Annotated in this window: 20 protein-coding genes; 12 read left to right on the top strand and 8 right to left on the bottom strand. The window is 70.7% G+C overall.

Annotated elements, in window-relative coordinates:
• Positions 1 to 38: 38 nt before the first annotated feature.
• Positions 39 to 947, bottom strand: coding sequence for a MerR family transcriptional regulator (locus ACYQ78_RS18960; protein ID WP_459802177.1), 909 nt, complete (start codon positions 945 to 947; stop codon positions 39 to 41).
• Between the two features lie 84 nt (positions 948 to 1,031).
• On the opposite strand from ACYQ78_RS18960, the gene ACYQ78_RS18965 reads away from it, so the two are divergent.
• The 4 genes from ACYQ78_RS18965 to ACYQ78_RS18980 all read left to right on the top strand — a co-directional run bounded on the left by ACYQ78_RS18965 (position 1,032) and on the right by ACYQ78_RS18980 (position 4,331).
• On the top strand, positions 1,032 to 2,285 hold the full coding sequence (locus ACYQ78_RS18965; protein ID WP_459802178.1) for a cryptochrome/photolyase family protein: 1,254 nt from the start codon (positions 1,032 to 1,034) through the stop codon (positions 2,283 to 2,285).
• Positions 2,286 to 2,357: 72 nt separating this feature from the next.
• Positions 2,358 to 3,506 (top strand): inorganic phosphate transporter, encoded by a 1,149-nt coding sequence (locus ACYQ78_RS18970; protein ID WP_459802179.1) that lies wholly within the window; start codon positions 2,358 to 2,360, stop codon positions 3,504 to 3,506.
• The gene (locus tag ACYQ78_RS18975) at positions 3,503 to 3,706 is read left to right on the top strand and encodes a hypothetical protein (protein WP_459802180.1); all 204 of its coding nucleotides are present in this window, start codon (positions 3,503 to 3,505) and stop codon (positions 3,704 to 3,706) included. The genes ACYQ78_RS18970 and ACYQ78_RS18975 overlap by 4 nt, the downstream gene beginning before the upstream one ends.
• Before the next feature lie 85 nt (positions 3,707 to 3,791).
• Complete coding sequence (locus tag ACYQ78_RS18980; protein ID WP_459802181.1) at positions 3,792 to 4,331, top strand: MOSC domain-containing protein; 540 nt, start codon at positions 3,792 to 3,794, stop codon at positions 4,329 to 4,331.
• A 12-nt stretch (positions 4,332 to 4,343) separates the two neighbouring features.
• Here the strand turns inward: ACYQ78_RS18980 and ACYQ78_RS18985 are convergent, their stop codons facing one another.
• The 4 genes from ACYQ78_RS18985 to ACYQ78_RS19000 all read right to left on the bottom strand — a co-directional run bounded on the left by ACYQ78_RS18985 (position 4,344) and on the right by ACYQ78_RS19000 (position 8,980).
• Positions 4,344 to 4,694: a hypothetical protein gene (locus ACYQ78_RS18985; RefSeq protein WP_459802182.1), complete on the bottom strand. Its 351-nt coding sequence runs from the start codon at positions 4,692 to 4,694 to the stop codon at positions 4,344 to 4,346.
• A 78-nt stretch (positions 4,695 to 4,772) separates the two neighbouring features.
• Positions 4,773 to 5,450, bottom strand: coding sequence for a uracil-DNA glycosylase (locus ACYQ78_RS18990; RefSeq protein WP_459802183.1), 678 nt, complete (start codon positions 5,448 to 5,450; stop codon positions 4,773 to 4,775).
• Positions 5,451 to 5,461: 11 nt separating this feature from the next.
• Complete coding sequence (gene treS, locus ACYQ78_RS18995) at positions 5,462 to 7,168, bottom strand: maltose alpha-D-glucosyltransferase (protein ID WP_459802184.1); 1,707 nt, start codon at positions 7,166 to 7,168, stop codon at positions 5,462 to 5,464.
• 153 nt (positions 7,169 to 7,321) lie between these two features.
• Positions 7,322 to 8,980 carry an asparagine synthetase B family protein gene (locus ACYQ78_RS19000; protein ID WP_459802185.1) on the bottom strand — a complete coding sequence of 553 codons (1,659 nt, stop codon included), beginning with the start codon at positions 8,978 to 8,980 and terminating at the stop codon, positions 7,322 to 7,324.
• Positions 8,981 to 9,123: 143 nt separating this feature from the next.
• Here ACYQ78_RS19000 and ACYQ78_RS19005 point away from each other — a divergent pair, with 143 nt between their 5' ends.
• Positions 9,124 to 11,100: an ATP synthase subunit B family protein gene (locus tag ACYQ78_RS19005; RefSeq protein WP_459802186.1), complete on the top strand. Its 1,977-nt coding sequence runs from the start codon at positions 9,124 to 9,126 to the stop codon at positions 11,098 to 11,100.
• On the opposite strand, the gene ACYQ78_RS19010 is transcribed toward ACYQ78_RS19005, so the two are convergent.
• Positions 11,050 to 11,862 carry a PP2C family protein-serine/threonine phosphatase gene (locus tag ACYQ78_RS19010; protein WP_459802187.1) on the bottom strand — a complete coding sequence of 271 codons (813 nt, stop codon included), beginning with the start codon at positions 11,860 to 11,862 and terminating at the stop codon, positions 11,050 to 11,052. The genes ACYQ78_RS19005 and ACYQ78_RS19010 overlap by 51 nt on opposite strands.
• A 61-nt stretch (positions 11,863 to 11,923) precedes the next feature.
• On the opposite strand from ACYQ78_RS19010, the gene ACYQ78_RS19015 reads away from it, so the two are divergent.
• From ACYQ78_RS19015 to ACYQ78_RS19035, 5 genes are all read left to right on the top strand, one after another.
• Entirely contained in the window at positions 11,924 to 13,642 is a 1,719-nt protein-coding gene (locus ACYQ78_RS19015) for an N-6 DNA methylase (RefSeq protein ID WP_459802188.1), read from the top strand.
• 10 nt (positions 13,643 to 13,652) lie between these two features.
• Complete coding sequence (locus tag ACYQ78_RS19020; RefSeq protein WP_459802189.1) at positions 13,653 to 14,540, top strand: serine/threonine-protein kinase; 888 nt, start codon at positions 13,653 to 13,655, stop codon at positions 14,538 to 14,540.
• The gene (locus tag ACYQ78_RS19025; protein ID WP_459802190.1) at positions 14,537 to 15,025 is read left to right on the top strand and encodes a hypothetical protein; all 489 of its coding nucleotides are present in this window, start codon (positions 14,537 to 14,539) and stop codon (positions 15,023 to 15,025) included. The genes ACYQ78_RS19020 and ACYQ78_RS19025 overlap by 4 nt, the downstream gene beginning before the upstream one ends.
• A 150-nt stretch (positions 15,026 to 15,175) precedes the next feature.
• Positions 15,176 to 16,558, top strand: coding sequence for a diaminopimelate decarboxylase (gene lysA / locus ACYQ78_RS19030; RefSeq protein ID WP_459802191.1), 1,383 nt, complete (start codon positions 15,176 to 15,178; stop codon positions 16,556 to 16,558).
• A complete protein-coding gene (locus ACYQ78_RS19035; RefSeq protein WP_459802192.1) occupies positions 16,555 to 17,844 on the top strand; it encodes a homoserine dehydrogenase in 1,290 nt (429 codons plus the stop codon). Before lysA ends, ACYQ78_RS19035 begins: the two co-directional genes overlap by 4 nt.
• On the opposite strand, the gene ACYQ78_RS19040 is transcribed toward ACYQ78_RS19035, so the two are convergent.
• Complete coding sequence (locus ACYQ78_RS19040) at positions 17,813 to 18,991, bottom strand: phosphotransferase family protein (protein ID WP_459802193.1); 1,179 nt, start codon at positions 18,989 to 18,991, stop codon at positions 17,813 to 17,815. The two genes, ACYQ78_RS19035 and ACYQ78_RS19040, sit on opposite strands and share 32 nt — an antisense overlap.
• 53 nt (positions 18,992 to 19,044) lie before the next feature.
• On the opposite strand from ACYQ78_RS19040, the gene ACYQ78_RS19045 reads away from it, so the two are divergent.
• The gene (locus ACYQ78_RS19045) at positions 19,045 to 20,406 is read left to right on the top strand and encodes a hypothetical protein (RefSeq protein WP_459802194.1); all 1,362 of its coding nucleotides are present in this window, start codon (positions 19,045 to 19,047) and stop codon (positions 20,404 to 20,406) included.
• Positions 20,407 to 20,511: 105 nt separating this feature from the next.
• The gene (locus ACYQ78_RS19050) at positions 20,512 to 21,336 is read left to right on the top strand and encodes a polysaccharide deacetylase family protein (protein ID WP_459802195.1); all 825 of its coding nucleotides are present in this window, start codon (positions 20,512 to 20,514) and stop codon (positions 21,334 to 21,336) included.
• Here ACYQ78_RS19050 and ACYQ78_RS19055 read toward each other — a convergent pair.
• The gene (locus tag ACYQ78_RS19055; RefSeq protein ID WP_459802196.1) at positions 21,333 to 22,757 is read right to left on the bottom strand and encodes a DUF2079 domain-containing protein; all 1,425 of its coding nucleotides are present in this window, start codon (positions 22,755 to 22,757) and stop codon (positions 21,333 to 21,335) included. The genes ACYQ78_RS19050 and ACYQ78_RS19055 overlap by 4 nt on opposite strands.

Here is a 22,757-nt window from a genome sequence, read left to right on the forward strand (position 1 = left end):
GCGCGAGGCGCAAGTGGTTCGACGGGAATATGCCCTGCTCAGCGCAGGACAGCGCAGATCGACGTGATGGCGTCGTCAAGAGATCGCAGGTGGACGACACCTGCCGGGAGATCACTCCAGCCCGGCCCGCCGACCATGACGGCGGACGCGGGGCGTAGCCGGGGCAGCCCGGTGAGCGGTGCCGGGTCGCCGGTCTCGGGCTGCTGCGACCACAGGAACACCACGGCCGGGGCGAGCCGTCGCATGGCGTCGACCAGGGCGTCGTAGGGCATCCGGGCGCCCATCACCCGGCACTCGACGTTGTGCTGGACGGTCAGCGCGGCGGCCAGCGCGAACAGGGGGAGGCTGTGCTGCTCCTCCTCGGCGCAGGCCAGCAGCACCGGACGCGGGTGGACCGGCACGGCCGGGCGCTCGACTAGCGGCGCGAGGGCGGCCAGCACCCGCTCGGAGAACAGGTGCTCCAGGTCGATGCCGGCGCCGGTGTCGTCCTGCCGCCGGGAGATCGCGGCGAAGACCGGGATGACCAGGTGGTTCCACATGTTCGCGACGCCCTGGTCACGCAGCCACGTCTCCAGGGCGGAGGAGACGAACCAGGAGTCGAGCGTCAGCGCGGCCCGGGCGACCTGGTCGACGGAGTAGAGAGGTTCCTCCCACCCGGCGGACTGTTTCTGCGGGTGTCTCTTCGCGGCGGGGGCGGGCATCCGGAGGATCTTGAGGGCGGCCTCCGCCGCCTCGGCGGCCGGGGCGCCCGACCTGACCAGGCGGTGCATCTCCTGGATGCGCTGGACGTCGAGCTCGGTGTAGCGACGATGGCCCCCGGCCGTGCGCAGGCTGGGCCCCAGGCCGTAGCGCTGGTCCCAGGTGCGGAGGGTGGGGGCGGGCAGGCCGAACCGCCGGGCCACGGCGCCGATGCCGTAACTCGGGGCGCTCGGTTCCCGCTCCGGCACGTCCCGCCACCTCCTCACCCCTGCTTTCGGGGGCCACTGCCGATCGGATGCAACCGGCCACGGGGGGTTCACGAAGGTACGGTCGTGCCGGACACCATCATTGTCCTCTTCAACCGGGACCTGCGGATCACCGACCATCCCGCCCTGCACCGGGCGTGCCAGGACGCGCGCCAGGTGGTCCCCCTGTTCGTGCTCGATCCGGCGATCCGGCCCCGCGGCCGGGCCGGGTTCCTCATCGAGTGCCTCACCGACCTGCGTGAATCGCTGCGGGAGAGGGGCGCCGACCTGGTGGTCAGGCGGGGTGACGTCGTCTCCGAGACGATGCGGGTCGCCGGGCACACCGGCGCGACGGCGATCTACGCCAGCGCCGACGTCAGCGCCACGGCCCGGCGCCGGGAGGAACGCTTCGCGAAGGAGCGCGTCGAGTTCCGCACCTTCCCCGGCATCACGGTCGTCCCGCCCGGCCAGCTCAAGCCCGCCACCGGCGACCACTACAAGGTCTTCACGCCCTACTTCCGGGTCTGGTCGGACATCCGCTGGCGGCAGGTCGTGCCGACCCCCGAGGCGATCACGATGCCCGAGGTGAAGGCCGGCGACATCCCGACGGCCCGCCGCAAGCCCCACCTGCCGGGCGGCGAACGCGAGGTCCGCCGCCGCCTCGACCTGTGGCTGCGCCACTGCCTGCGCGACTACGCCACCGGCCACGACGACCTGGCCGGCGACCACACCTCGCGGCTCAGCCCCTACCTGCGGTTCGGCTGCGTCTCGCCGCTGGAGCTGGCGGGCCGTTCCGGCGCGTCGGAGGAGTTCGTCCGGCAGCTCTGCTGGCGCGACTTCTTCGCCCAGGTCGCCCTCGCCTTCCCGGGCCTGTCCCGCGACGACTACCGGCCCGGCCGGGGCGACTGGCACCACGACAAAGAGGCGGAAGACGCCTGGCGCGAGGGCATGACCGGCGTGCCCATCGTCGACGCCGGGATGCGCCAGCTGCGCGCCGAGGGCTGGATGCACAACCGGGCCCGCATGATCGTCGCCTCGTTCCTGACCAAGACGCTGCGCCTCGACTGGCGCGTGGGCGCCGACCACTTCGAAGACCTGCTGCTCGACGCCGACGTGCCGAACAACTACGGGAACTGGCAGTGGGTGGCCGGCACCGGCAACGACACCCGGCCCAACCGGGTGCTCAACCCGGTGCGCCAGGCCAAGAGGTTCGACAAGGACGGCGAGTACATCCGCCGCTACGTGCCCGAGCTCGAACACGTGCCGACCGCGACCCTGCACGAACCCTGGCGGGCGCCCTCGCCGATCCTCGGCTACACCTCGCCGATCTGGCGTGGTTAACCCCAAATGAATAATCGGTCATTGACCGTTCGGGAGGCATGAAACGGGCACGCCTGCCTAATGTGAGTGAGTATGACTGCTGACCTGATTCTGCTGATCGTGGTCGTGCTCACGGCGCTGTCGTTCGACTTCACCAACGGGTTTCACGACACCGCCAACGCGATGGCGACCTCCATCGCCACCGGAGCGCTGAAACCCAAGATCGCGGTCGGGCTGTCCGCGATCCTCAACTTCGTCGGCGCCTTCCTGTCGCTGAAGGTCGCCGCCACGATCGCCACCGGCATCGTCGACAGCGGCGCGATCACGCTCACCGTCGTCTTCGCGGGTCTGGTCGGCGGCCTCGCCTGGAACCTGGTCACCTGGTATTACGGCATTCCGTCGAGCTCCTCCCACGCCCTCATCGGCGGCGTCGTCGGAGCCACCCTGCTCGCGTCGGGGATGAAAGCCGTCAAAGGAGAGGGGCTGGTCTCCCACGTCATCATCCCGGCCGTGCTCGCCCCGATCGCCGCCATCGTCGTGGCGACCGTCGGCACCTATCTGGTGTACGTGCTGACCAGGAAGGTCAACGAGAAGACCCGCTCCAAAGGGTTCAAGATCGGGCAGATCGGCTCGGCCTCGCTGGTGTCGCTCGCCCACGGCACCAACGACGCCCAGAAGACGATGGGCATCATCACCCTCGCCCTGATCGCCAACGGCACCATCACCCAGAACTCCGGCACCCCGTTCTGGGTGATCGTCTGTAGCGCCACCGCCATCGCCGCGGGCACCTACATCGGCGGCTGGCGGGTCATCCGCACCCTCGGCAAGGGCCTGACCGACATCGAGACCCCGCAGGGCTTCGCGGCCGAAGCGTCATCGGCGACGGTCATCCTGACCTCGACCCACTTCGGCTTCCCGCTCTCCACCACCCAGGTCTGCACCGGCTCGGTCATCGGCGCCGGTCTCGGCAAGCGCCTGGCCGAGGTCCGCTGGGGCGTCGCGGCCCGCATGGGCGTCGCCTGGCTGATCACCCTCCCGGCCGCCGCCCTCGTCGGCGCCATCGCCTTCGGCGCGGCCCAGCTCATCGGCGGCACGCTGGGCGTGATCGTGGTCTTCGCCGCCGCGGTGGTCTTCGCGATCCTGCTCTACCTGGCCTCGCGCAAGACCGCCGTCACCTCGAAGAACGTCAACGACGAGTGGGTCGGGCGGGGCACGCCCACCCAGGTGGGGACTCCGGCATGAGCGGCTACATCGACTTCGACGCGCTCTGGCGCGTCATGGTGGCGTCCCTGATCGGCGGCGTCGGCATCGCCGCCCTGTTCTCGATCGGCCTGGTCGGCATCTCGTCGGGCCGCGCCGTGGCCCGGGTCGCGGGCGGCGCCTGCTTCCTCATCGTGATCGCGGGCGTCCTTCTCGGCGTGTACGTCATGCTCGACAAATAACCGATGGCGAAGCGACCTGCCCGGAGTGATCCTCGATGCGAGTGAAATCATCGCGTTCAGGCACTTTCAGCGGAGGAGGCCCCGCGTGGCCCTTGTCGAAGCGGTCAGCAGGTCGGATCGGTACACCTTCACCAAGCCCAATGAGGGTGTCATCCGGCTCGTCGCCGGGCTCGGCGTCGAGGGCGACGCCCACTATGGCGAGAAGGTGCGGCACCGCAGCCGGATGGAGCGCGACCCCGACGCGCCCAACCTGCGCCAGGTGCATCTGATCCACGCCGAACTGTTCGAGGAACTGGCCCTGCGGGGGTTCACCGTGGCGCCCGGCCAGATCGGCGAGAACGTCACCACGCGGGGCGTCGACCTGCTCGGACTGCCCACCGGGACCCTGCTGCGCATCGGGCCCGAGGCCGTGGTCGAGGTGACCGGGCTGCGCAACCCGTGCCTGCAGATCGACGGCTTCCAGAAGGGCCTGATAAAGGCGGTGCTCGGCCGCGGCGACGACGGCGAGGTCGTGCGGAAGGCCGGGGTCATGAGCGTGGTGCTGACGGGCGGCGAGATCCGCCCGGGTGACGCGATCGAGGTGACCCTGCCCGACGGGCCCCACCGGAAGCTGGAGCCCGTCTGACAGGGGGGCGGCTCACGCGTGCTTGTGGTCGTGATCGTGGTCGTGGTCGTGCTCTTCGTCTTCCTCGTCTTCGAGGGAGCCGTCGGACGGCTCGACACCCAGCATCGCCTCACGCGGCTCGACCTCGTCGATGTGCTCGACGAGGCTGAGGACGTGGTCGGGCTCGATCAGCCACTGCAGGGCGGCGGCGCCGGTGTCGTCGGCGTTCACCAGGTCGATCTGCTCCTGGCGCTCCGACTCTTCGAGGTCGGAATCGGGGTTGCGGATCTCCTTCAGCGCGGCGGCCTGGAGGGCGCCGACCTCGGTGACCTCCACCACGAGATCAACCGTGAGCCGGAGATAGCGGGCTTCGACGTCGGACATGAGTACTCCTTGAGCGTGAAAGTCAGGCGGAATTTAGAACAAACGCACGACGCGTGACCGATCGTACGCCATGAGTAGTCAGGGGAGTTTCCAGTCGACGGGGGCGGCGCCCTGCCGTTCGAGCATCTCGTTGGCCCTGCTGAACGGCTTCGAGCCGAAGAACCCGTTGCGGGCCGACAGCGGGCTCGGGTGGGCCGACTCGATGCAGGGGACCTGGCCCAGCAGCGGGCGCAGTTTACGCGCGTGGGCGCCCCACAGGATGGCCACCAGCGGCCCGCCGCGCTCGGCGAGAGCGCGGATGGCCTGCTCGGTGACGAGCTCCCAGCCCTTGCCCGCGTGGGAGGCCGGGGCGCCGGGCGCCACGGTCAGCACCCTGTTGAGGAGCAGGACCCCGTTCTCGGTCCACGGGGTCAGGTCGCCGTTGGAGGGCTTGGGCAGCCCCAGGTCCTCCATCAGCTCCGTGTAGATGTTGCGGAGGCTCCCCGGGATCGGCCTGACGTCGGCCGCGACCGAGAAGCTCAGCCCGATCGGGTGCCCAGGGGTCGGATAGGGGTCCTGACCCATGATGAGCACCCTGACATCGGCGAGCGGCTGCTTGAACGCCCGCAGCACGTTCTCCCCCGCGGGGAGGTACTGCCTGCCTTCGGCGATCTCATTACGGAGGAAGTCGCCCATCTCGGCGATCTTGTCCGCGACCGGTTCGAGGGCCTTCGCCCAGCCCGGTTCCACTAGCTCGTTTAAGGGACGGCCTGCCATGCCGCGAAAGCCTAGTCCTCCCGGTCGGTGAGGGAGAACCAGAAGAAGCCATGGGTGGGCAGCGTCAGCAGGTAGGGCAGGTCGCCGATCACCGGGAACGGCACGCCGCCACGGCACTCGACCGGCCGCATGCCCGCGAAGCGGCGCAGGTCGAGCTCGACCGGCTGCGGGTGCTTCGACAGGTTGTTGACGCACAGCACCCGGTCGTCGCCGTCTTCGCGCAGGAACGCCAGGATGGCCGGGTTGTGCGACCACAGCTCGATGTACTCGCCGGTGCCGAACACGGGGTGCTCGCGCCGGATCTGGAGCATCCGCCGGGTGAAGTGGAGCAGCGAACTCGGGCTCTTGAGCTGGGCCTCGACGTTGACGGCCTGGTAGCCGTAGATCGGGTCCATCACCGTCGGCAGGTAGAGGCGGCCCGGGTCGGCCTTGGAGAAGCCGGCGTTGCGGTCGGGGCTCCACTGCATGGGGGTCCGGACGGCGTCGCGGTCCTCCAGCCAGATGTTGTCGCCCATGCCGATCTCGTCGCCGTAGTACATGACCGGGGAGCCCGGCATCGACAGCAGCAGCGCGGTGAACAGCTCGATCTGGTCGCGGTCGTTCTCCAGCAGCGGGGCCAGCCGGCGCCGGATGCCGAGGTAGGCGCGCATGCGCGGGTCCTTGGCGTATTCGGCGTGCATGTAGTCGCGCTCTTCCTCGGTGACGGTCTCAAGAGTGAGCTCGTCGTGGTTGCGCAGGAAGATGCCCCACTGGGCCGTCTCGGGCAGCTTGGGGGTGCGCGACATGATCTCGGAGATCGGCTCGCGCGACTCGCGGCGGACGGCCATGAAGATGCGCGGCATCAGCGGGAAGTGGAACGCCATGTGGCACTCGTCGCCGCCCACCGACGGGTCGCCGAAGTATTCGACGACGTCCTCGGGCCAGCCGTTGGCCTCGGCCAGGAGCACCCGGTCGGGGTAGAGGCGGTCGACCTCGGCGCGCACCCGCTTGAGGTAGGCGTGGGTCTCCGGCAGGCCGGAGCACTGGGTGCCCTCGCGCTCGTAGAGGTAGGGGACCGCGTCGAGCCGGAAGCCGTCGACGCCGAGGTCCAGCCAGAAGCGCAGGACCTCCAGCATCGCCTCCTGGACGGCCGGGTTGTCGTAGTTGAGGTCGGGCTGGTGGTGGAAGAAGCGGTGCCAGTAGTACTGGCCCCGGACCGGGTCGTAGGTCCAGTTGGAGTCTTCGGCGCCGACGAAGATGATCGGCACGCCGTCGTACGTCGTGGGGTCGTCGGTCCAGACGTAGAAGTCGCCGAAGGGGCCCTCGGGGTCGTGGCGGGAGGCCTGGAACCAGGGGTGGCGGTCGCTGGTGTGGTTCATCACCAGGTCGGTGATGACGCGCAGGCCGCGCTCGTGGGCCGCCTCGATCATCGTCACGAAGTCGGACAGGTTGCCGAACTCCGGGAGGATCTTGAGGTAGTCGGAGATGTCGTAGCCGCCGTCGCGGAGCGGGGACTCGTACAGGGGGAGGAGCCAGAGGCAGTCGACGCCGAGCCACTGGAGGTAGTCGAGCTTGTCGACCAGGCCGCGCAGATCGCCGGTGCCGTCGCCGTTGGAATCGTGGAAGCCCCGGACGAGGATCTCGTAGAAGACGGCCTTCTTGTACCAGGCGGGGTCTTGTACTTCGAACTCTTCGATCGGCTCTGACACGGGTTCAGGGCAGGGCGCAGCCGCAGTCATCAGACCTCGCTCCACGGAATAAGAAAAATGGGAATGTCCGCAGCTCAGCGCGGCCTTCCGGAGAAGGTACCACCCGGTAGCCCCTGACAATGAACGGTTACGTAGCCCTTACAGGGACTTTCCGTCGGTTGTCGGTCGGCTACCCACCGTCACCTAACGTGAGCTCCACGGAGGTGTGAGGTCGCCCAGAACCTCGTCGTAGTCGGTGAGCCAGGCCCCGAAGAGCACCAGCCCGCGCAGCCAGAACCGGGAGTTCCACGACCCGAACGCGGCCAGCGCGTCGGGCCCGCCCTCGACCACTTCGGCCATCTGGGGCGACAGCAGCCCCGGCACCCGGGCGACCCGGCGGAGCATCGTGTGGTTCCACTCGCGGGCCCAGACCGCGCCCGAGCGCAGCGGCACGCGGCGGTGCGGCAGGCCGCCGTTGGTCGACGGGAGCGAGGCGACCCGGGGGTTGGCGGCCCAGAGGATCTCCCGGTAGAACTTCCCGCCCTCCTTGCGGTTCACCGGAACCGACAGGGCGGCGTCGAAGAACCCGGGGTGCAGGAACGGGAAGATCGGCGTGGCCTCGGGGCCGACCAGGTTCACGGGGGAGCGGGCGATGCCCCGCGCGGTGCGGGTGTGCAGCACGCTGAGGGCCAGTTCGCTGCGGTGGCCGTTCAGCATCGAGGTGGCCTGGGCGAAGGTCCTCTCGACGACGTCGTCCATCCAGGCCAGCGCGCCGTCGCCGAGCACCGGGAGGTGGGCGTCGCCGGTGGTCATCGACTTCAGCAGCGCCGCGCGCCGCTCCAAAGGCGTCGTCGCCGCTGCCGCCGCCGACATCAGGAAGTTCTTCATCAGCGGGCCGCCGGCCAGGCCGTCGACCACCGGGCGGCCGCTCTCGTGCACGGCGCGGGCGAAGGGGGAGTACCAGGCGTGGTGGCTGGTCAGGTATTCGAGCCTGCGGGCCGCCCAGAGGGCCTCTGAGGGGAAGTCGGCGGCGTTCTGCGGCACGATCCGGTGGGGGATGCCGAGCTCGCGGGTGACCGCGATCGCGAAGTCGATGTCGTTGTCGAGGCCGTCGTCGGGGCTGGTCGTCCACGAGATGACGTCCTTGCCCTGCGCCACGGCCACACTGGCCAGCAGCCGCGAGTCGTAGCCGCCGCTGACGGGCACCAGCACCTGTTCGTACGGCTTCAGCGACTCGTGCAGCAGGCTCACGATGTCGCCGGCGGTGACCCCGTGGTCGAACGGTTCCTCGCGCACCCAGCGGGGGGCCCGCTTGTCGGCCGACAACCTCTGTCTGTCGCGCGACCAGCTCAGCGCGGTCGCCCCGGGCAGGCGCTTGACCTCGGCGTAGGGGGTGTCCTCCAGCAAGGGGTACGTCAGTTTCAGGATCGCCGCCCAGGCGTTCCAGTTCACCACATAAGGCTTGCGGGCCAGGGCCAGCAGCGGCTCGATCAGGCCCGAGAAGTAGACGGCGTCGCCGTCGGTCAGGTAGTAGACGTCGATCAGGCCGAACGCGCCGGTGTGCAGCGTGACCGACGACGGTTCGTCGATGAAGCCGGGCGCCTCGTAGTGCTCGGCCACGTGGAGCCAGTCGCCCCCGGCGATGGGGGTGCGGTCACCCCACGAGAAGGCGGCCATGGTGGGCGAGGAGTCGTACATGGTGAGCGGGCCCGACGACAGCACGGCGGCGTCGCGGGTGACGTAGGCGGTCTCCACCTGGGGTCCCGACCGTGCCAGCAGGTCGAGTCGCTCCTGGGAGAACGGCCCGAAGGCGCCACAGACGTATGGCCTGGCCCGGAACGACGGCCACTCTCCCTTGCGCACCTCAGGTCCCTCCCCGATCGACGGTTTCCGACGAGTTTACGGACGTCAGGTGGACTCTTGGTGCCTTAATGACGGTTTCCATGCAGGTAGACCATGATCTGAGAATATGGTGACTGTCGCCGTTACCTGGAGGAGTGGGCGTTATGAGTGAGCTCGAAAGCCTGCGGCGGGCGCTGGCACAGGCGGTCGAGAAAGCCGAAGGCGCCGCCGAACTGGCCCGCCTGCTCGCCGACTACCAGGCCCGGCTGGACGAGGCCGCCCGCACCGAGGCCGAGGCCCTGACGAGGGCCAGAGACGCCGAGAAGGCCCTCAAAGCGGCCGAGAAACAGGCCGACCGCCGGCTCACCCAGCTCGCCAAGCAACTGGCCGAGCAGAAATACCAGACCGCCGTGGCGGAGTGGAAGCTCGAGAAACTCCAAGGTAACCGCTGGATCAAGATCGGCGACGCGATCCAGAGCAAGAAGCCCGGCACGGTCGCCCGCTCGCTGCGCGCCTCCTCCGCCAGTGCGGGCAAGGCCCCCAAGCGCACCGACTTCCCGGTCGAGAAGCCCGCCGCCCCACCGGAGCCCGCCGAGAAGGCCCCACCGGTCGAGCCCGACCCCCGGGCGCCGCTGTTCTCCACCCCGCTCACCGAGTACTTCGCCGTGCCGAAGGGGCCGCTGACCAGGCCGTACATGACCGTCGCGGCGATCGTCGACCGCCGCACCGAGGCCCTTCTCCGGTACGAATGGCGCCAGGTCACCAACTTCGGGCCCGAGAACTGGGCGGGGATGCTGGATTCGTACCGGCCCTCGATGCTGTTCGTCGAGTCGGTGCACGCCGGGCCGCGCCAGGGCAACGGCGGGCGCTGGCTGGCCTCGATGGCCGGGCAGGACCGGGCGATGCGCGACCTGGTCGAGGCGTGCAAGAAGCGCGGGATCAAGACCGTCTACTGGCACTCGGGCGGGTCGCTCGGCAAGGCCGTGCCGGTCGCCGAGCTGTTCGACCTGGTGCTCGCCACCACCGAGCAGCGGGCCCGCGAGTGGCGGGCGGCGCTGAAGCACGACCGGGTCGGCGTCCTGCCGCACAGTGTGCAGCCCCGGGTGCACAACACCTTCCGCGCCGAAGGCGGCCGGACCGAGGGCGTCGCCACGCTCGGCACCGCCGAGGGCGGCGAGCCGCTGCCCGCGCAGGGCGACGACAAGACCAGCTACGACGACTTCCTGACCGCCGTGCGCAGGGTCGCGGTGGTCGTCGCCGGGCCCGACGCCAACGACCGCGAGATCGCCGAGATCGAGGCCTGCGGCACCCCCGTCGTGGCGACCGGCGCCGCCGAACTGGCCGCCGACCCGCAGGAACGCGACCGCCGGGCCCATCTGGCGTGGCGGGCCACCGAGCCGGTGACGGCCCGTCTCAAGCCCGTCTTCGAGGCGGTCGGCCTGGCCGACGTGCGCAACACGCAGGTGGTGAGCGCGCTGGTGGCCGTACGCGACCAGACCGAGCTCGACCAGGCGATGACGCAGATCATCGGCCAGCGCAGGCGGCCCGACCAGCTCGTCATCGTGGCCGAGGGCGTCGACGCCGCCGTGGTCGAGAAGGTCGCCAGGCAGGCCGTGAGCGCCAGGGAAGAGGGCTACAACGCCGGGGTGCTGCCCGAGCTGGTGGTGCGGGCGCTGCCGATGTCGACGCGGGGCGCCGCGCTGGCCCACGCGCTGCTGCTGGCCGACGGCGACTACGTGGCCGTGCTCGACCCGCGCGACCTGTACGGCGAGCACTACCTGGCCGACTCGCTGCGCCGCTTCTCGGAGGTGGAGACCGAGATCGTCGGCAAGGCCGCCTTCTACGCCCACGCGGCCGGGGCGACCCTGCTGCGCCAGCCGGACGCCGAATACCGCTTCCTGCCCGAACTCGGCGGCGGCACGATCGTCTCGCGCCGCTCGGTGCTGGTCGACCTGGGGATCGCCGACCTCAGCGAGGAGTGGGACGAGACGCTGATGCGCCAGTGCCGCTCCGGCGGGATCAGGGTCTACTCGGGCGACCGCTTCTCCTACGTGTGCGTGCGCGCCCGCGCGGAGGGCCGCCTGTTCGGCTCAGCTCGTCTGGAGGGGTACGTCCCCGCCGGTCCCCTCGCCTTGATCTGAGGTGGCCGACCCGACGATGATGGGGTGTCCGTCGCCGTACCCACCCGCCACGACGTCGGCCGCGACGACCGTGATGTTGTCGGGCCCGCCGCCCCGGTTGGCGAGGTCGACGAGGGTCGTGACCAGCTGGTCGAGGTCGCCGACGGAGGTGAGCATCTCGTGGAGGGTCTCGGGCGAGACCACGCCCGCCAGGCCGTCGGAGCACAGCAGGTAGCGGTCGCCCGCGAAGGCCGTGCGCCGCGACACGTCGGGGCTCACGTTGCCGGTGCTCTCAAGTGCCCGCATCAGCATCGACCGGCGCGGGTGCTCGGCCGCCTGCTCGGGGGTCATCCGGCCGTCGTCGACGAGCGACTGCACCAGCGTGTGGTCGTGGGTGATCTGGTAGAGCACCCCGTCGCGCAGCATGTAGCCGCGCGAGTCGCCTACGTGGGCCAGGGCGAAGCCGCCGCCGTCCCACAGCATGGCGGTCAGGGTGGTGCCCATGCCGTTGAGCGCGGGGTTGGCGTCGGCCATGCCCTTGAGGGTCTGGGCCGCCTGCTGGATGGCGTCTTCCAGCGCGGTCACCGGGTCGCCGTCGAGCGGCGCCTCCGACAGCACGCGGATCGCGGTCGCGCTGGCCACCTGGCCGTAGTTGTGGCCGCCCATGCCGTCGGCGACGACGAGCAGGCGAGGGCTGGCGTAGGCAGCGTCCTCGTTCTCCGGGCGGCGCCGGCCGACGTCTGATCGGGCGGCGTACCGGAGACCCAGTGTGCTGTGGTTCATGTCCACAGTAAAACATTGGTTGAAGCAGTTCACAAGTGGGCGCTTCGTGTAGAGTGACCACGTGACTTACGTGAACGCCGGTGACATCGCCCGCCTCGCCGACGTCGGCCGGGCCGCGGTGTCCAACTGGCGTCGCCGTCACGACGACTTCCCGCAGCCCGTCGGCGGAACCGCCAACAGCCCGCTGTTCTCGCTGGCCGAGGTCGAAGAATGGCTGCGCCGCAACGGCAAGCCGTTCTCGCTGTCGGCCGCCGACCTGGCGTGGCAGCGGCTGAGGGCCTCCGGCGATGACCTGAGGCTAGGCGAGCTGGTGGCGGCCGCGGGCGATTTCCTCGAAGGCCGCCCCGCCGCGCTGCCCGCCGAGGTCACCGCTTTGGTCGCCGAGCTGGCCGAGGAGCGCGGCCGTCTCGACGCCTTCGAGTTCCTCTGCGAGCGCTACGCCGAGGCCCATTCGCGCCAGCTCGCGATCACCCCGCCCGATCTGGCCGACCTGATGGTGCGCCTGTCGGGCGGCGGGGTGCTGCTCGACCCCGCCTGTGGCCTGGGCACCCTGCTGCTGACCGCCAAGGCCGCGCGCGGGCAGGACGCCTCCGGTTCCGCGGCCCGCATCGCCGCCACCCGGCTGCGCATGCGGGGGATCGCGGCGACCGTCCACACGGGCGACTCGCTGCGCGCCAACGGCCTGCCCGGCGGCGCCGACGCCGTGGTCTGCGACCCGCCCTTCAACGAGCGGACCTGGGGCTACGAAGACCTGACCGCCGACCCCCGCTGGGAGTTCGGCCTCCCGCCGCGCGGCGAGCCCGAGCTGGCCTGGGTCCAGCACTGCCTTTCCCGGGTCCGTTCCGGCGGGACGGTCACCGTCCTGATGCCGCCCGCCGCCGCCGCGCGCCGGCCGGGCCGCCGGATCCGGTCGAACCTGCTGCGGGCCGGGGTGCTGCGCGCGGTGATCGCGGCCGGGCCCACCGACATCTGGCTGCTGCGCCGCCCCGAGCCCGGCGAGCGCACCCCGTCGCGGGTGCTCCTCTTCGACGCCGCCGGCGACCTCAACACGGTCGAACCGGCCTGGCGCGACTTCCTGGCGACCGGCAAGGGCGGCACCGGCGTCATCGACCTGCTCGACGACGAGGTCGACGTCAGCCCGCTGCGCTTCGGCAACGCGGCCGGGCCGCCCGACTACTCGGGGGCCCGCTCGCGGTTCGCCGCCGCCGTCGACGGCCTGACCGGTACGCTCCCCGCGCTCACCCCGGTCGACCCGCCCCGCGAACCCCCGATGACGACCATCGCCGAGCTGGCCAGGGGCGGATCCGTGGCCATCCACCACTCTTCCGCGCGGGTCGGTTCCGGCGACCAGCCGGTGCTGACCGCCGACGACCTGGTCGCGGGCGGCCACCCGACCGGCTGGGCCGAGCCCGGCCCCGGCCTGGTCATGATCGAGCCCGGTGACGTCGTGGCCACCCCGACCGGCACGGTCCGGGTCGTCCAGGAGATCGGCTGGGCCCTGGGCCCCCAGCTCACCCTCTACCGAGTCGACCCCGCCCGCCTCGACGCCGACTTCCTGGCCGGGTTCCTCCGCGCCGGTTCGGGCCTGTCGCGCGGCGCCAGCAGGCTCGACGCCCGGCGCACCAAGGTCCCCCGCCTGACCCTGGCCGAACAGCGCCGCTACGGCACCGCCTTCCGCCGCCTGGCCGACCTCGACGTCGCCCTCCACGAGACCGGTAGACGCGGCCAGGAGCTGATCCGCCTCGCTCTCGACGGCTTGGCCGCTGGGCACTTGCAATAAAGTTGCCGACATGGTCATCGGTGACCGCTATGAACTGGACGACCTCCCGCTCGGCCAGGGCGGGATGGGCGCCGTGTACGGCGGCCACGACAGGCATCTCGACCGCAAGGTGGCGGTCAAGTTCCTGCGACTCCCCGGCGGTCCCGACCGGGAGCTCGAACGCCGCTTCATCCGCGAGGCCCGCATCCTGGCCCGGCTCGACCATCCCGGCGCGCCCGTCCTCTACGACTTCGGCACCCATGAGCAGCGCCTCTTCCAGGTGATGCAGTTCATCGAGGGCGTCACCGTGGCCGACGTGGTCAGCGAGCACGGCCCGCTGCCGGTGCCGTGGGCCGCCGCCATCGCCGCCCAGGCGTGCGCCGTGTTGTCGGCCGCCCACGCGCTGTCGATCTGCCACCGCGACCTCAAGCCGACCAACCTGATGCTCTGCCCCGACGGCACGGTGAAGGTCCTCGACTTCGGCCTGGCCATCCTGCGCGAGGCCGACGCCGGCCAGTTCACCCGCACCGGGCAGATCCTCGGCACCCCCGCCTACATGGCCCCCGAGCAGATAAAGCGCGGTGTCGCCGACCCCCGGAGCGATCTCTACTCCCTGGGCTGCGTCCTGCACGAGATGCTGACCGGCCGCCAGCTCTTCACCGGGCCGACCGATTACGCCGTCTACGAACGCCAGGTGAAGGAGCGGCCACCGAGAGTGCGGAACGTCCCCGCCGACCTGGCGAATCTCGTCGGGGCGCTGCTGGAGAAGTCGGCCGACCAGCGCCCCCCGACCGCCGAGGCGCTCTACACCGAACTCCAGCGCTTCGCGGTCGACCTCCCGGCCCTGCCGGGTTTCCTGACGGCGGTGATCGCGCCGACTCGCATGTACGCCCGCGTGGTCGGCCGGATCCCCGGATGATCCCCGTCGGCGACTGGTCGGCAGAGGCCACTTTCCTGGTACGAGGTCAGGTCGTCATCGGCGACTATCCCTGGGACCTGCTGGCCGAAGATCCGGGCAGGCTGGCCGGGGAGAGCTGGCCCGACTTCCCCCGGACCTGGGGGAATCCGGGCTTCACGGTCCGTTACGCCTACGCGCGCGCTCGCTGGGCCCGGCGGTGGGCCGGGGCCGATGACCCCGACTGGGACGCGCTGACCTGTGAGTGGCGGGGGGTGGTGCGGGTGCTCGCGGAACTGCCCAGCCGCAGGCGGAGCCGTACAGGAAAGTGGAGGACCTTCGCCGAGCACCTCGCCGCGCGTTATCACGACGCGTTCGAGGCGGCGAACCCCCTGCCAAGGGGGGACGCCGGCTTCACCCCGGCGCTGGCGGCGCGGGTCGCGACCGGCGACGCGGTGGCGCGGGTGCTGGCGGCGATCAGCGCGGAACCGCTGCCCGAACGGATCTAGCACGACCGGGGATTTCCTTTCGGACCTCCGGCCGAACAGGAATCGGTCCCGTCTTTCCGGCGCTCAGCGGGCGTATTTCCACTTTTCGGTACGTCTCGCTAGGTGAGCACGTGTCTCAGGGGGCGCCCTGAGTCGGATAGCCTGCTTCGGGTGAGTCGATTCGCCCATCCCGCCGGTGACCGGCATGCCGAGGTGCTTCCGGAGGACCGTCCTCCCCACGCGCCCGCCGACCTGAATTCCATCGATTCGGTCATCTGGCCGCGAACGACCGAGAGGGTCGCGGGATCACTCACGATCGGCGGGCTCGACGTCCGTGACCTGGCCAAAGAATACGGAACGCCGCTCTACGTCCTCGACGAGGAAGACTTCAGGTCGCGCGCGGCCGACTTCCGCCAGGCCTTCCATGACGGTGAGGTCCACTACGCCGCCAAGGCGTTCCTGTGCCGCGAGGTCGCCCGGTGGATCATGCAGGAGGGCCTCGGGATCGACGTGTGCAGCGCCGGTGAGCTCGCCGTCGCGCTGAGTGTCGACTTCCCGCCCGAGCGCATCACGATGCACGGCAACAACAAGTCGATCGTCGAGCTCGAGAAGGCCGTCACGGTCGGGGTCGGCCACGTCGTCGTCGACTCCTTCGAGGAGATCGCCCGCCTCGGCTACCTGGCCGAGAAGCACGGCGTGCGGCCCAAGGTCCTGATCCGCGTCACGGTCGGCGTCGAGGCCCACACCCACGAGTTCATCGCCACCGCCCACGACGACCAGAAGTTCGGCCTGTCGCTGAGCAGCGGCGCCGCCGCCGAGGCCGCCCGCCGCATCCTCGCGATGCCGTCGCTGGAGCTCGTCGGCCTGCACAGCCACATCGGCTCGCAGATCACCGACACCGCCGGTTTCGAGGTCGCCGCCCGGCGCCTGGCCACCCTGCTGGTGCAGATCCGCGACGAACACGGCGTCGAACTGCCGGAACTCGACCTGGGCGGCGGCTACGGCATCCCCTACGTCGCCGGTGACGACACCCCCGACATGAAGCTGATCGCCGACGCCCTGCGCGACATCGTCGCCACCGTCTGCCAGAGCAAGGGCCTGCCGGTCCCGCGCCTGACCGTCGAGCCGGGCCGCTCGATCGTCGGCACCGCCGGGGTCACCCTCTACGAGGTCGGCACGGTCAAAGACGTCGAAGGCCTGCGCACCTACGTGTCGGTCGACGGCGGGATGAGCGACAACGTCCGCACCGCCCTCTACGGCGCCGACTACACCGCCCGCCTGGCCTCCCGCGAGAGCACGGCCGCGCCGATGCTGTCGCGCCTGGTCGGCAAGCACTGCGAGAGCGGCGACATCGTGGTCCGCGACCTCTACCTGCCCGCCGACCTGGTGCCCGGCGACCTGATCGCGGTGGCCGCCACCGGCGCCTACTGCCGGTCGCTGGCCAGCAACTACAACTACCTGCCCAAGCCCGCGGTCGTCGCGGTCGCCGGCGGAAGCGCACGGGTCATCGTGCGTCGCGAGACCGAAGAAGACCTGCTCAGGGGGCAGCTGTGAGTAAACCCGTCAAAGTGGCGCTGCTGGGATGCGGCGTCGTCGGCTCCCAGGTCGCCCGGCTCCTCCAGGAGCAGGCCGACGACCTGGCCGCCCGGGTGGGGGCGCCGCTGGAGCTCGCCGGGGTCGCCGTCCGGAAGATGAGCCGCAAGCGCGAGGTCGACCTCGACCCGGCGCTGCTCACCACCGACGCCCACGCCCTGGTCACCCGCCCCGACATCGACATCGTGGTCGAGGTGATCGGCGGCATCGAGCCCGCCCGCGGCCTGATCCTGGCCGCGATGGCCGAGGGCAAGTCGATCGTCAGCGCCAACAAGGCCCTGCTGGCCGAAGACGGCGCGACCCTCCACGCCGCCAACCAGGCCGACCTCTACTTCGAGGCGGCCGTCGCCGGGGCGATCCCGCTGATCCGCCCGCTGCGCGAGTCGATGGCGGGCGACCGGGTCCACCGCGTGCTCGGCATCGTCAACGGCACGACCAACTACATCCTCGACAAAATGGACTCCACCGGCGCCTCCTTCACGGATGCCCTGGAGGAGGCCCAGTCGCTGGGTTACGCCGAGGCCGACCCGACCGCCGACATCGAGGGCTTCGACGCCGCCGCCAAGGCGGCGATCCTGGCCGGGATCGCCTTCCACAGCCGGGTCACCGCCGCCGACGTCCACCGCGAGGGCATCACCGAGGTCTCGGCGTCCGACGTGGCGTCGGCCAAGGCGATGGGCTACGTCATCAAGCTGCTGGCCATCTGCGCCCGCTCCGACGACGGCCGCTCGATCGGCGTGCGGGTGCACCCTGCGATGATCCCCCGCACCCACCCGCTGGCCGGGGTCCGCGAGGCCTACAACGCCGTGTTCGTCGAGGCCGAGTCGGCCGGGCGCCTCATGTTCTACGGCGCCGGCGCCGGCGGCGCCCCCACGGCCTCGGCCGTGCTGGGCGACATCGTCGCGGTCGCGCGCAACCGCATCGCCGGCACCCGCGGTCCCTCCGAGTCGGTGTACGCCGACCTGTCGGTCCACCCCGTGGGCGAGACCGGCACCCGCTACCACGTGTCGCTCGACGTGGCCGACAAGCCGGGCGTGCTCGCGACGGTCGCCAAGGTCTTCGCCCGCCACGACGTGTCGATCCAGACGCTGCGTCAGGAGGGCCGGGGTGACGACGCCCAGCTCGTCCTGGTCACCCACCGGGCCTCCGACGCGGCGCTGTCGGCGACGGTCGAGGGCCTGCGCGAGCTCGACGTCGTCCGCGCCGTGGCCAGCGTCATGCGCGTCGAAGGCGACGAAACGCCGTAACCGCGTTCTCCAGCGCCTCTTCGGGGTCGCCCAGGTGGTAGCGGCGTTCCGAGGGTTCGATGTTGTCGAGGAACTCCTGGTAGCGCACGGCCTGGGTGAGCGCGGCCAGGGGCGCGGCGACCTCCAGCGCCCTGCGGGGGTCGGCGCCCGGGATCGACCACGCCTCGACCCAGGCGTCGGCGTTCCCGACCCACTCCTGGAGCCGCAGCCCGTCGGTGGCCGGGTGCCCGAAATGCGCATCCGCGAAGTCCAGCACCACCGCGTGGCCACCGGGGACGGCCCGCCAGTTGCCGGGATGAAAATCCCCGTGCACCAGCGTGTACGGAATCCCGCAGGCCGCCAGCTCTTCTTCCAGGGCGTCGATCTCTGTCAGCAGTTCGTCCGACCCGGGGATGGGAGCGAGGCGTTCGGCGGCGGCGAGGATGCGGCGGCGATCGGCCAGCGGGGATGCGGTGGCCTGTTCTCGCCCTGGTGTGGCGGCCTGCTCGTTGATCATCTTCTGCTGGGCCTGGGCGAATCGCCGGACCGTTGTGGTCACCAGTTCCGGGCCCGCCTTCCAGCAGTCCTCCCCGGGGATGTGTTCCAGAAGCATCCAGCCACGGTCCGGATCGGCGCCCAAGACGTGGGGGACCAGCGTCGGATCGACGGCGGCCAGGGCCGCGATGACGGCTGGTTCGGGGGCGGCGAACGGGGGAGTGGTCTTCAGCCAGGCCCCGGCTGCGGGCAGGTGAAAGAGCCCGGCCAGGTTCCAGGTCTTGACCTGGCGGATCTCACTCGGCCCCGTGATGGCCAGCGCCCAGTCGAGCGCGGCCCGCAACCCTTCGACGGTCGCCCACGAGGCACGGAGCGGTTCGCCGCGGGGGACTTCGGGTGATGCCGGGGAACTCCCACGGAACGCGAGGTGGGTCGGTGTCTTCGCCGGGGGTTCCAGTGCTTCCGCGTGGTAGGTCACGTGGCCGTCGCGCATGAAGCGGCCGCCTTCGACGTCGACCAGCCGTAACACCACCACCGGCACTCCGAACAGGTCGTGTAGCCAGGCCGCCACCGGGCCCACGTCGTTCCACCACGGGCTCGGCATCTCCACCGGGCCGAATTCGCCGAAATCCTCGTCGCCGCAGGTCACCCGCGCGCTCACCGACCGCCCCATGGGACAGAGTCTGTCATTTGGTATGACCATCGCCGGTACGCCAAAGTAAGGACATGCTTCCCCGCCGTCCCGTCGCCGTGCTGGGTCTGGTCACCCTCGGCTACCTGATCCTGCAGATCCTGCTGGTGCCGCACGGTATGCCCCTCGAATGGGACGAGGCGGTCTACACGAGCCAGGTCGCCCCCGGTGTGCCCGATGCCCTCTTCAGCGCTCCGCGCGCCCGGGGCGTCACCTGGCTGGTCGCGCCGATGGCCCAGCTCACCATGGATCCGGCGCTGCTGCGCTGGTGGATGATGGCGGTCGCCACGGCCGGGTTCTTCCTGGCCTGGCTGCCGTGGACGCGCATCTTGTCGCGGGGCGTGCTCGCCACCGCCTCCGGCCTGTTCGCCACCCTGTGGGTCACCGTCTGGTACGGCCCCCAGGTCATGCCGAACCTCTACACCGCGTTCGGCGCCCTGCTCGCGGTCGGCTGCCTGCTGATCGTGAAGGAGCGCGGCGGCGCCTGGGCCTACGCGGGCCTGGCCGCCGGGTTCGCCGGGGTGACGCTGCTGCGGCCGAGCGACGTGCTCTGGCTGGGGGTCGTGGCCGGTCCGGCGGCGCTGCTCTGGCGCAAGTGGACGGCGGCCGCGGTCATCCTGGTCTCCGCGCTGGCGGGGGCGGTGCCGTGGGTCGTCGAGGCGTACCGGTCGTTCGGGGGGCTGGCGCAGCGGTGGCAGGAGGCGGGGGAGGTCCAGGGCGGCATCGCTCCGGCCCCGGGGTTCTGGCACGAGTTCAAGGCCGCCTCCGGCCCGGCGTTCTGCCGTCCCTGTGACATCCCGCTGGACAATCCCCACTTGCTGATCTGGTGGATCGTCCTGCCGGTGCTGGCGCTGGTCGGGGCGCGCAGGCATCCGCTGCCCGCGCTGACCGGCCTGGCCATGGCGGCGCCCTACCTGTTCCTGGTCGACTACGCCGCGCCCCGGTTCCTGCTGCCCGCCTACGCGCTGCTGCTGATCCCGGCGGGCTCGGTCGTCGTCGACGCGCTGACCTCCCGCTGGAAGTGGGTGGCGGCGGGCGTGATCGCGGCGCACGTGGCCGTGCAGTTCGTGGCGCTCGACGGGGTGAAGTCGGTCGACTACACCGTCCGCACCGATCAGGACGCCCTGCTGCGCGACATGGCCGACTTCGGGGTCCGCAAGCCGTGCACGCTGGTCGGCACCTCGGTCAACCCGGCCCACCAGTTCGTCACGCGCTGTGAGGTGGTCATCGTGAAACCGGGGGAGACGGTCGACCAGGCCGTCGGCGGCGTGCCGGGCGTCGTGGCCGCGCTCACCCGCAAGACGCCGCTGCCGGGCACGGAGAAGTGGGAGCGCCACGTGCTCAACACGGTGGGTGGGCAGCCGTACTGGATCGCGATGGTCCGGCCCGGAACCTAGGACCGGCCTGTGAGGACGGTACCGATTGGGTTTAAGATCCCGGTTTGCCGGTCAGGGGTCGGTATTCTGACAGCGCTTTGCCACTCATCTCAACAGGAGTAGATCATGCGGGCCTTGGTCCGGTTAGGCACGATGGGCGTTCTCATTGGAGCGCTCCTGCCGATGGTGCTGGCGACGCCGGCCCAGGCCAAGCCCAAGAAGAAGATACAGACGGTGATCGCGCTGGGCTTCGACGACGCCGACGCCACCCACTGGCGGGCCGCCCAGATCGTGCGCAAGCACCGCATGCGCGGAACGTTCTACATCAACAGCGGCGACCTCGACCAGCCGGGGAAGCTGACCTCCAAGCAGGTCCGCGAGCTCGCCCGCGTGGGTCAGGAGATCGGCGGCCACACCCTCCACCACGTGCGGCTGACCGACCTGACGGCCATCGACCAGCGGGCCGACATCTGCGCCGACCGGCAGGCCCTGTTAAAGCTGAAGATCCGCGTCACGACCTTCGCCTACCCCTTCGGCGCCCTCAACGCCGACTCCCGCAACGCGGCCCGGTTCTGCGGCTACAACGCCGCCCGCGGCGTCGGCGGCCTGGCGTTCGACCCCTGTGACTGGTGCGCCGTGGTCGAGCCGATGCGCCCGCCGCAGCTCTACGCGATCCGTACCTACGGCTCGATCAACGACAACACTCGGCTGGCCGAACTGAAGCGTCAGGTCACCATGGCGGAACGTTCCGGCGGCCTGCTGCCGGTGGTGATCCACAAGGTCTGCGCCCGGCCCTGCGGGACCTACTCCACCACCGAGAAGCTCCTCGACGAGTTCCTCGGCTGGCTCGGCCAGCGCAAGAAGTTCGGCACCGTCGTCCGGCCGCTCGGTGAGCACGTCGGCGGCCCGAACCGGCCGGTGCCCGACGAGTCGGAGTGGCAGCGCCTCTAAGGCCGGTGCAGGACGAAGAAACCGTCCTCCTCGAAGACCGTCGCGTAACCGCGCGCCTTCAGCCGCTCGACCTCGGCCTTCTGCTCCTCCAGGCTGGTGAACGGGGTGGTCTGCCACCGGGTGTGGCCGATCACCCAGGGCGCGTCGTGCGGCTCGGGGCTCCACAGCAGAACCGGATTGCGCCCGGTCAGGTTCGCGCCGACCGACTGCACGGCCGACACGGTCTCACCCGGAGGCACGCTCGCCACGGCCCGTTTCGCGGCGGGCAGCCACGCCGGCGGATTCATCTCGGCGCGGACCACCTCCCCGTACGCGAAGAACGGCACCGTCACCACGCCGACGACCAGCACCGATGCGGCCCACCCCAGCCTGATCCGCGGCCCGAACCGGGCGACGCCGTCGACGGCGGCCAGGAACAGCGGGATCGCCAGGAAGGCGTTGTAGTGGTAGGGCACCCCCCACCAGTGCGGATACGTCGCCAGCATGCGTTCGGCCAGCAACGGCAGGGAGAGCAGCGCCAGCGGCGACAGCAGGCACGCCCCCAGCACCACCAGGAGGAGTGACCCGATCGTCACGAGCTTGTCCGACGGGGTTCCGAGCAGGGCGAACGTCTGGAGCGGATGCGTGACGACGTGCAGGGCCGCGGCGGCGGGCCCGTCGCCGAGCTCCGGATAGCGCCAGTAGAAGTCGCTCCGCCCGCCGAACCACGGGATGAGCACCTTGGTCGCCACCAGCACCGCCGCCACGCCGCCGCCGACGAGGGCGGCGCCGGCCGCGAACCTGCCGCGGGCCAGGAGGTAGAGGCCGAATCCGGCGACGACCAGGCCCATGTCCTCTTTGGTCAGCAGCAGCAGGCCGCCCATGAGCAGGGCGGTGCGGATCCTTCCGGCGTCGTACCGCTCGACCATCCATGCGGTCAGCATCGGCGCGAACGCGACCTCGTGGAAGTCGAACTCGACGGCCTGGGCGACCGGCCAGCACACGACGTACGCGACGGAGACGAGATGGGCGGCGACGGCGCCGAGCCGGCGCCGGGTGAACAGCCACAGCGGCGGCACCGCCAGCGCGAACAGGATCCCCTGGGCGACGAGCAGCGACACCGGCCCGTCGTTGATCCAGTAGAGCGGCGCGAGCACCACGAGGATCGGTGACCAGTGGTCGCCGAGCAGCGAGAACCAGGGGTCGGTGAAACCGTCGTAGTGGGCCTTGGCGATCGACCGGGGCAGATCGAAGTGGGAGTAGCTCCTGACCGCCTGGTCGAACAGGGTCAGATCGAGGACGCCCGCCCGCAGGTTCCGCAGTTCCAGGAGCCCGACGACCGTGTACGCGATCGCGGCGGCGACGGTGACGAGGGTGACCGCGACGGCCGACCGGCTGATCGCCCGGCCGCGCGAACGGCCGGGTGAGAAGAGAGAGACCAC

This window comes from Herbidospora sp. RD11066, from assembly GCF_054661255.1.

Coding starts and splice junctions, on each gene's coding strand:
- ACYQ78_RS18970 (WP_459802179.1), top strand. CDS start 2,358: ATGACTGCTGACCTGATTCTGCTGATCGTGGTCGTGCTCACGGCGCTG.
- ACYQ78_RS18975 (WP_459802180.1), top strand. CDS start 3,503: ATGAGCGGCTACATCGACTTCGACGCGCTCTGGCGCGTCATGGTGGCG.
- ACYQ78_RS18985 (WP_459802182.1), bottom strand. CDS start 4,694: ATGTCCGACGTCGAAGCCCGCTATCTCCGGCTCACGGTTGATCTCGTG.
- ACYQ78_RS18990 (WP_459802183.1), bottom strand. CDS start 5,450: ATGGCAGGCCGTCCCTTAAACGAGCTAGTGGAACCGGGCTGGGCGAAG.
- treS (WP_459802184.1), bottom strand. CDS start 7,168: ATGACTGCGGCTGCGCCCTGCCCTGAACCCGTGTCAGAGCCGATCGAA.
- ACYQ78_RS19005 (WP_459802186.1), top strand. CDS start 9,124: ATGAGTGAGCTCGAAAGCCTGCGGCGGGCGCTGGCACAGGCGGTCGAG.
- ACYQ78_RS19010 (WP_459802187.1), bottom strand. CDS start 11,862: ATGAACCACAGCACACTGGGTCTCCGGTACGCCGCCCGATCAGACGTC.
- ACYQ78_RS19020 (WP_459802189.1), top strand. CDS start 13,653: ATGGTCATCGGTGACCGCTATGAACTGGACGACCTCCCGCTCGGCCAG.
- ACYQ78_RS19025 (WP_459802190.1), top strand. CDS start 14,537: ATGATCCCCGTCGGCGACTGGTCGGCAGAGGCCACTTTCCTGGTACGA.
- ACYQ78_RS19040 (WP_459802193.1), bottom strand. CDS start 18,991: ATGGGGCGGTCGGTGAGCGCGCGGGTGACCTGCGGCGACGAGGATTTC.
- ACYQ78_RS19045 (WP_459802194.1), top strand. CDS start 19,045: ATGCTTCCCCGCCGTCCCGTCGCCGTGCTGGGTCTGGTCACCCTCGGC.
- ACYQ78_RS19050 (WP_459802195.1), top strand. CDS start 20,512: ATGCGGGCCTTGGTCCGGTTAGGCACGATGGGCGTTCTCATTGGAGCG.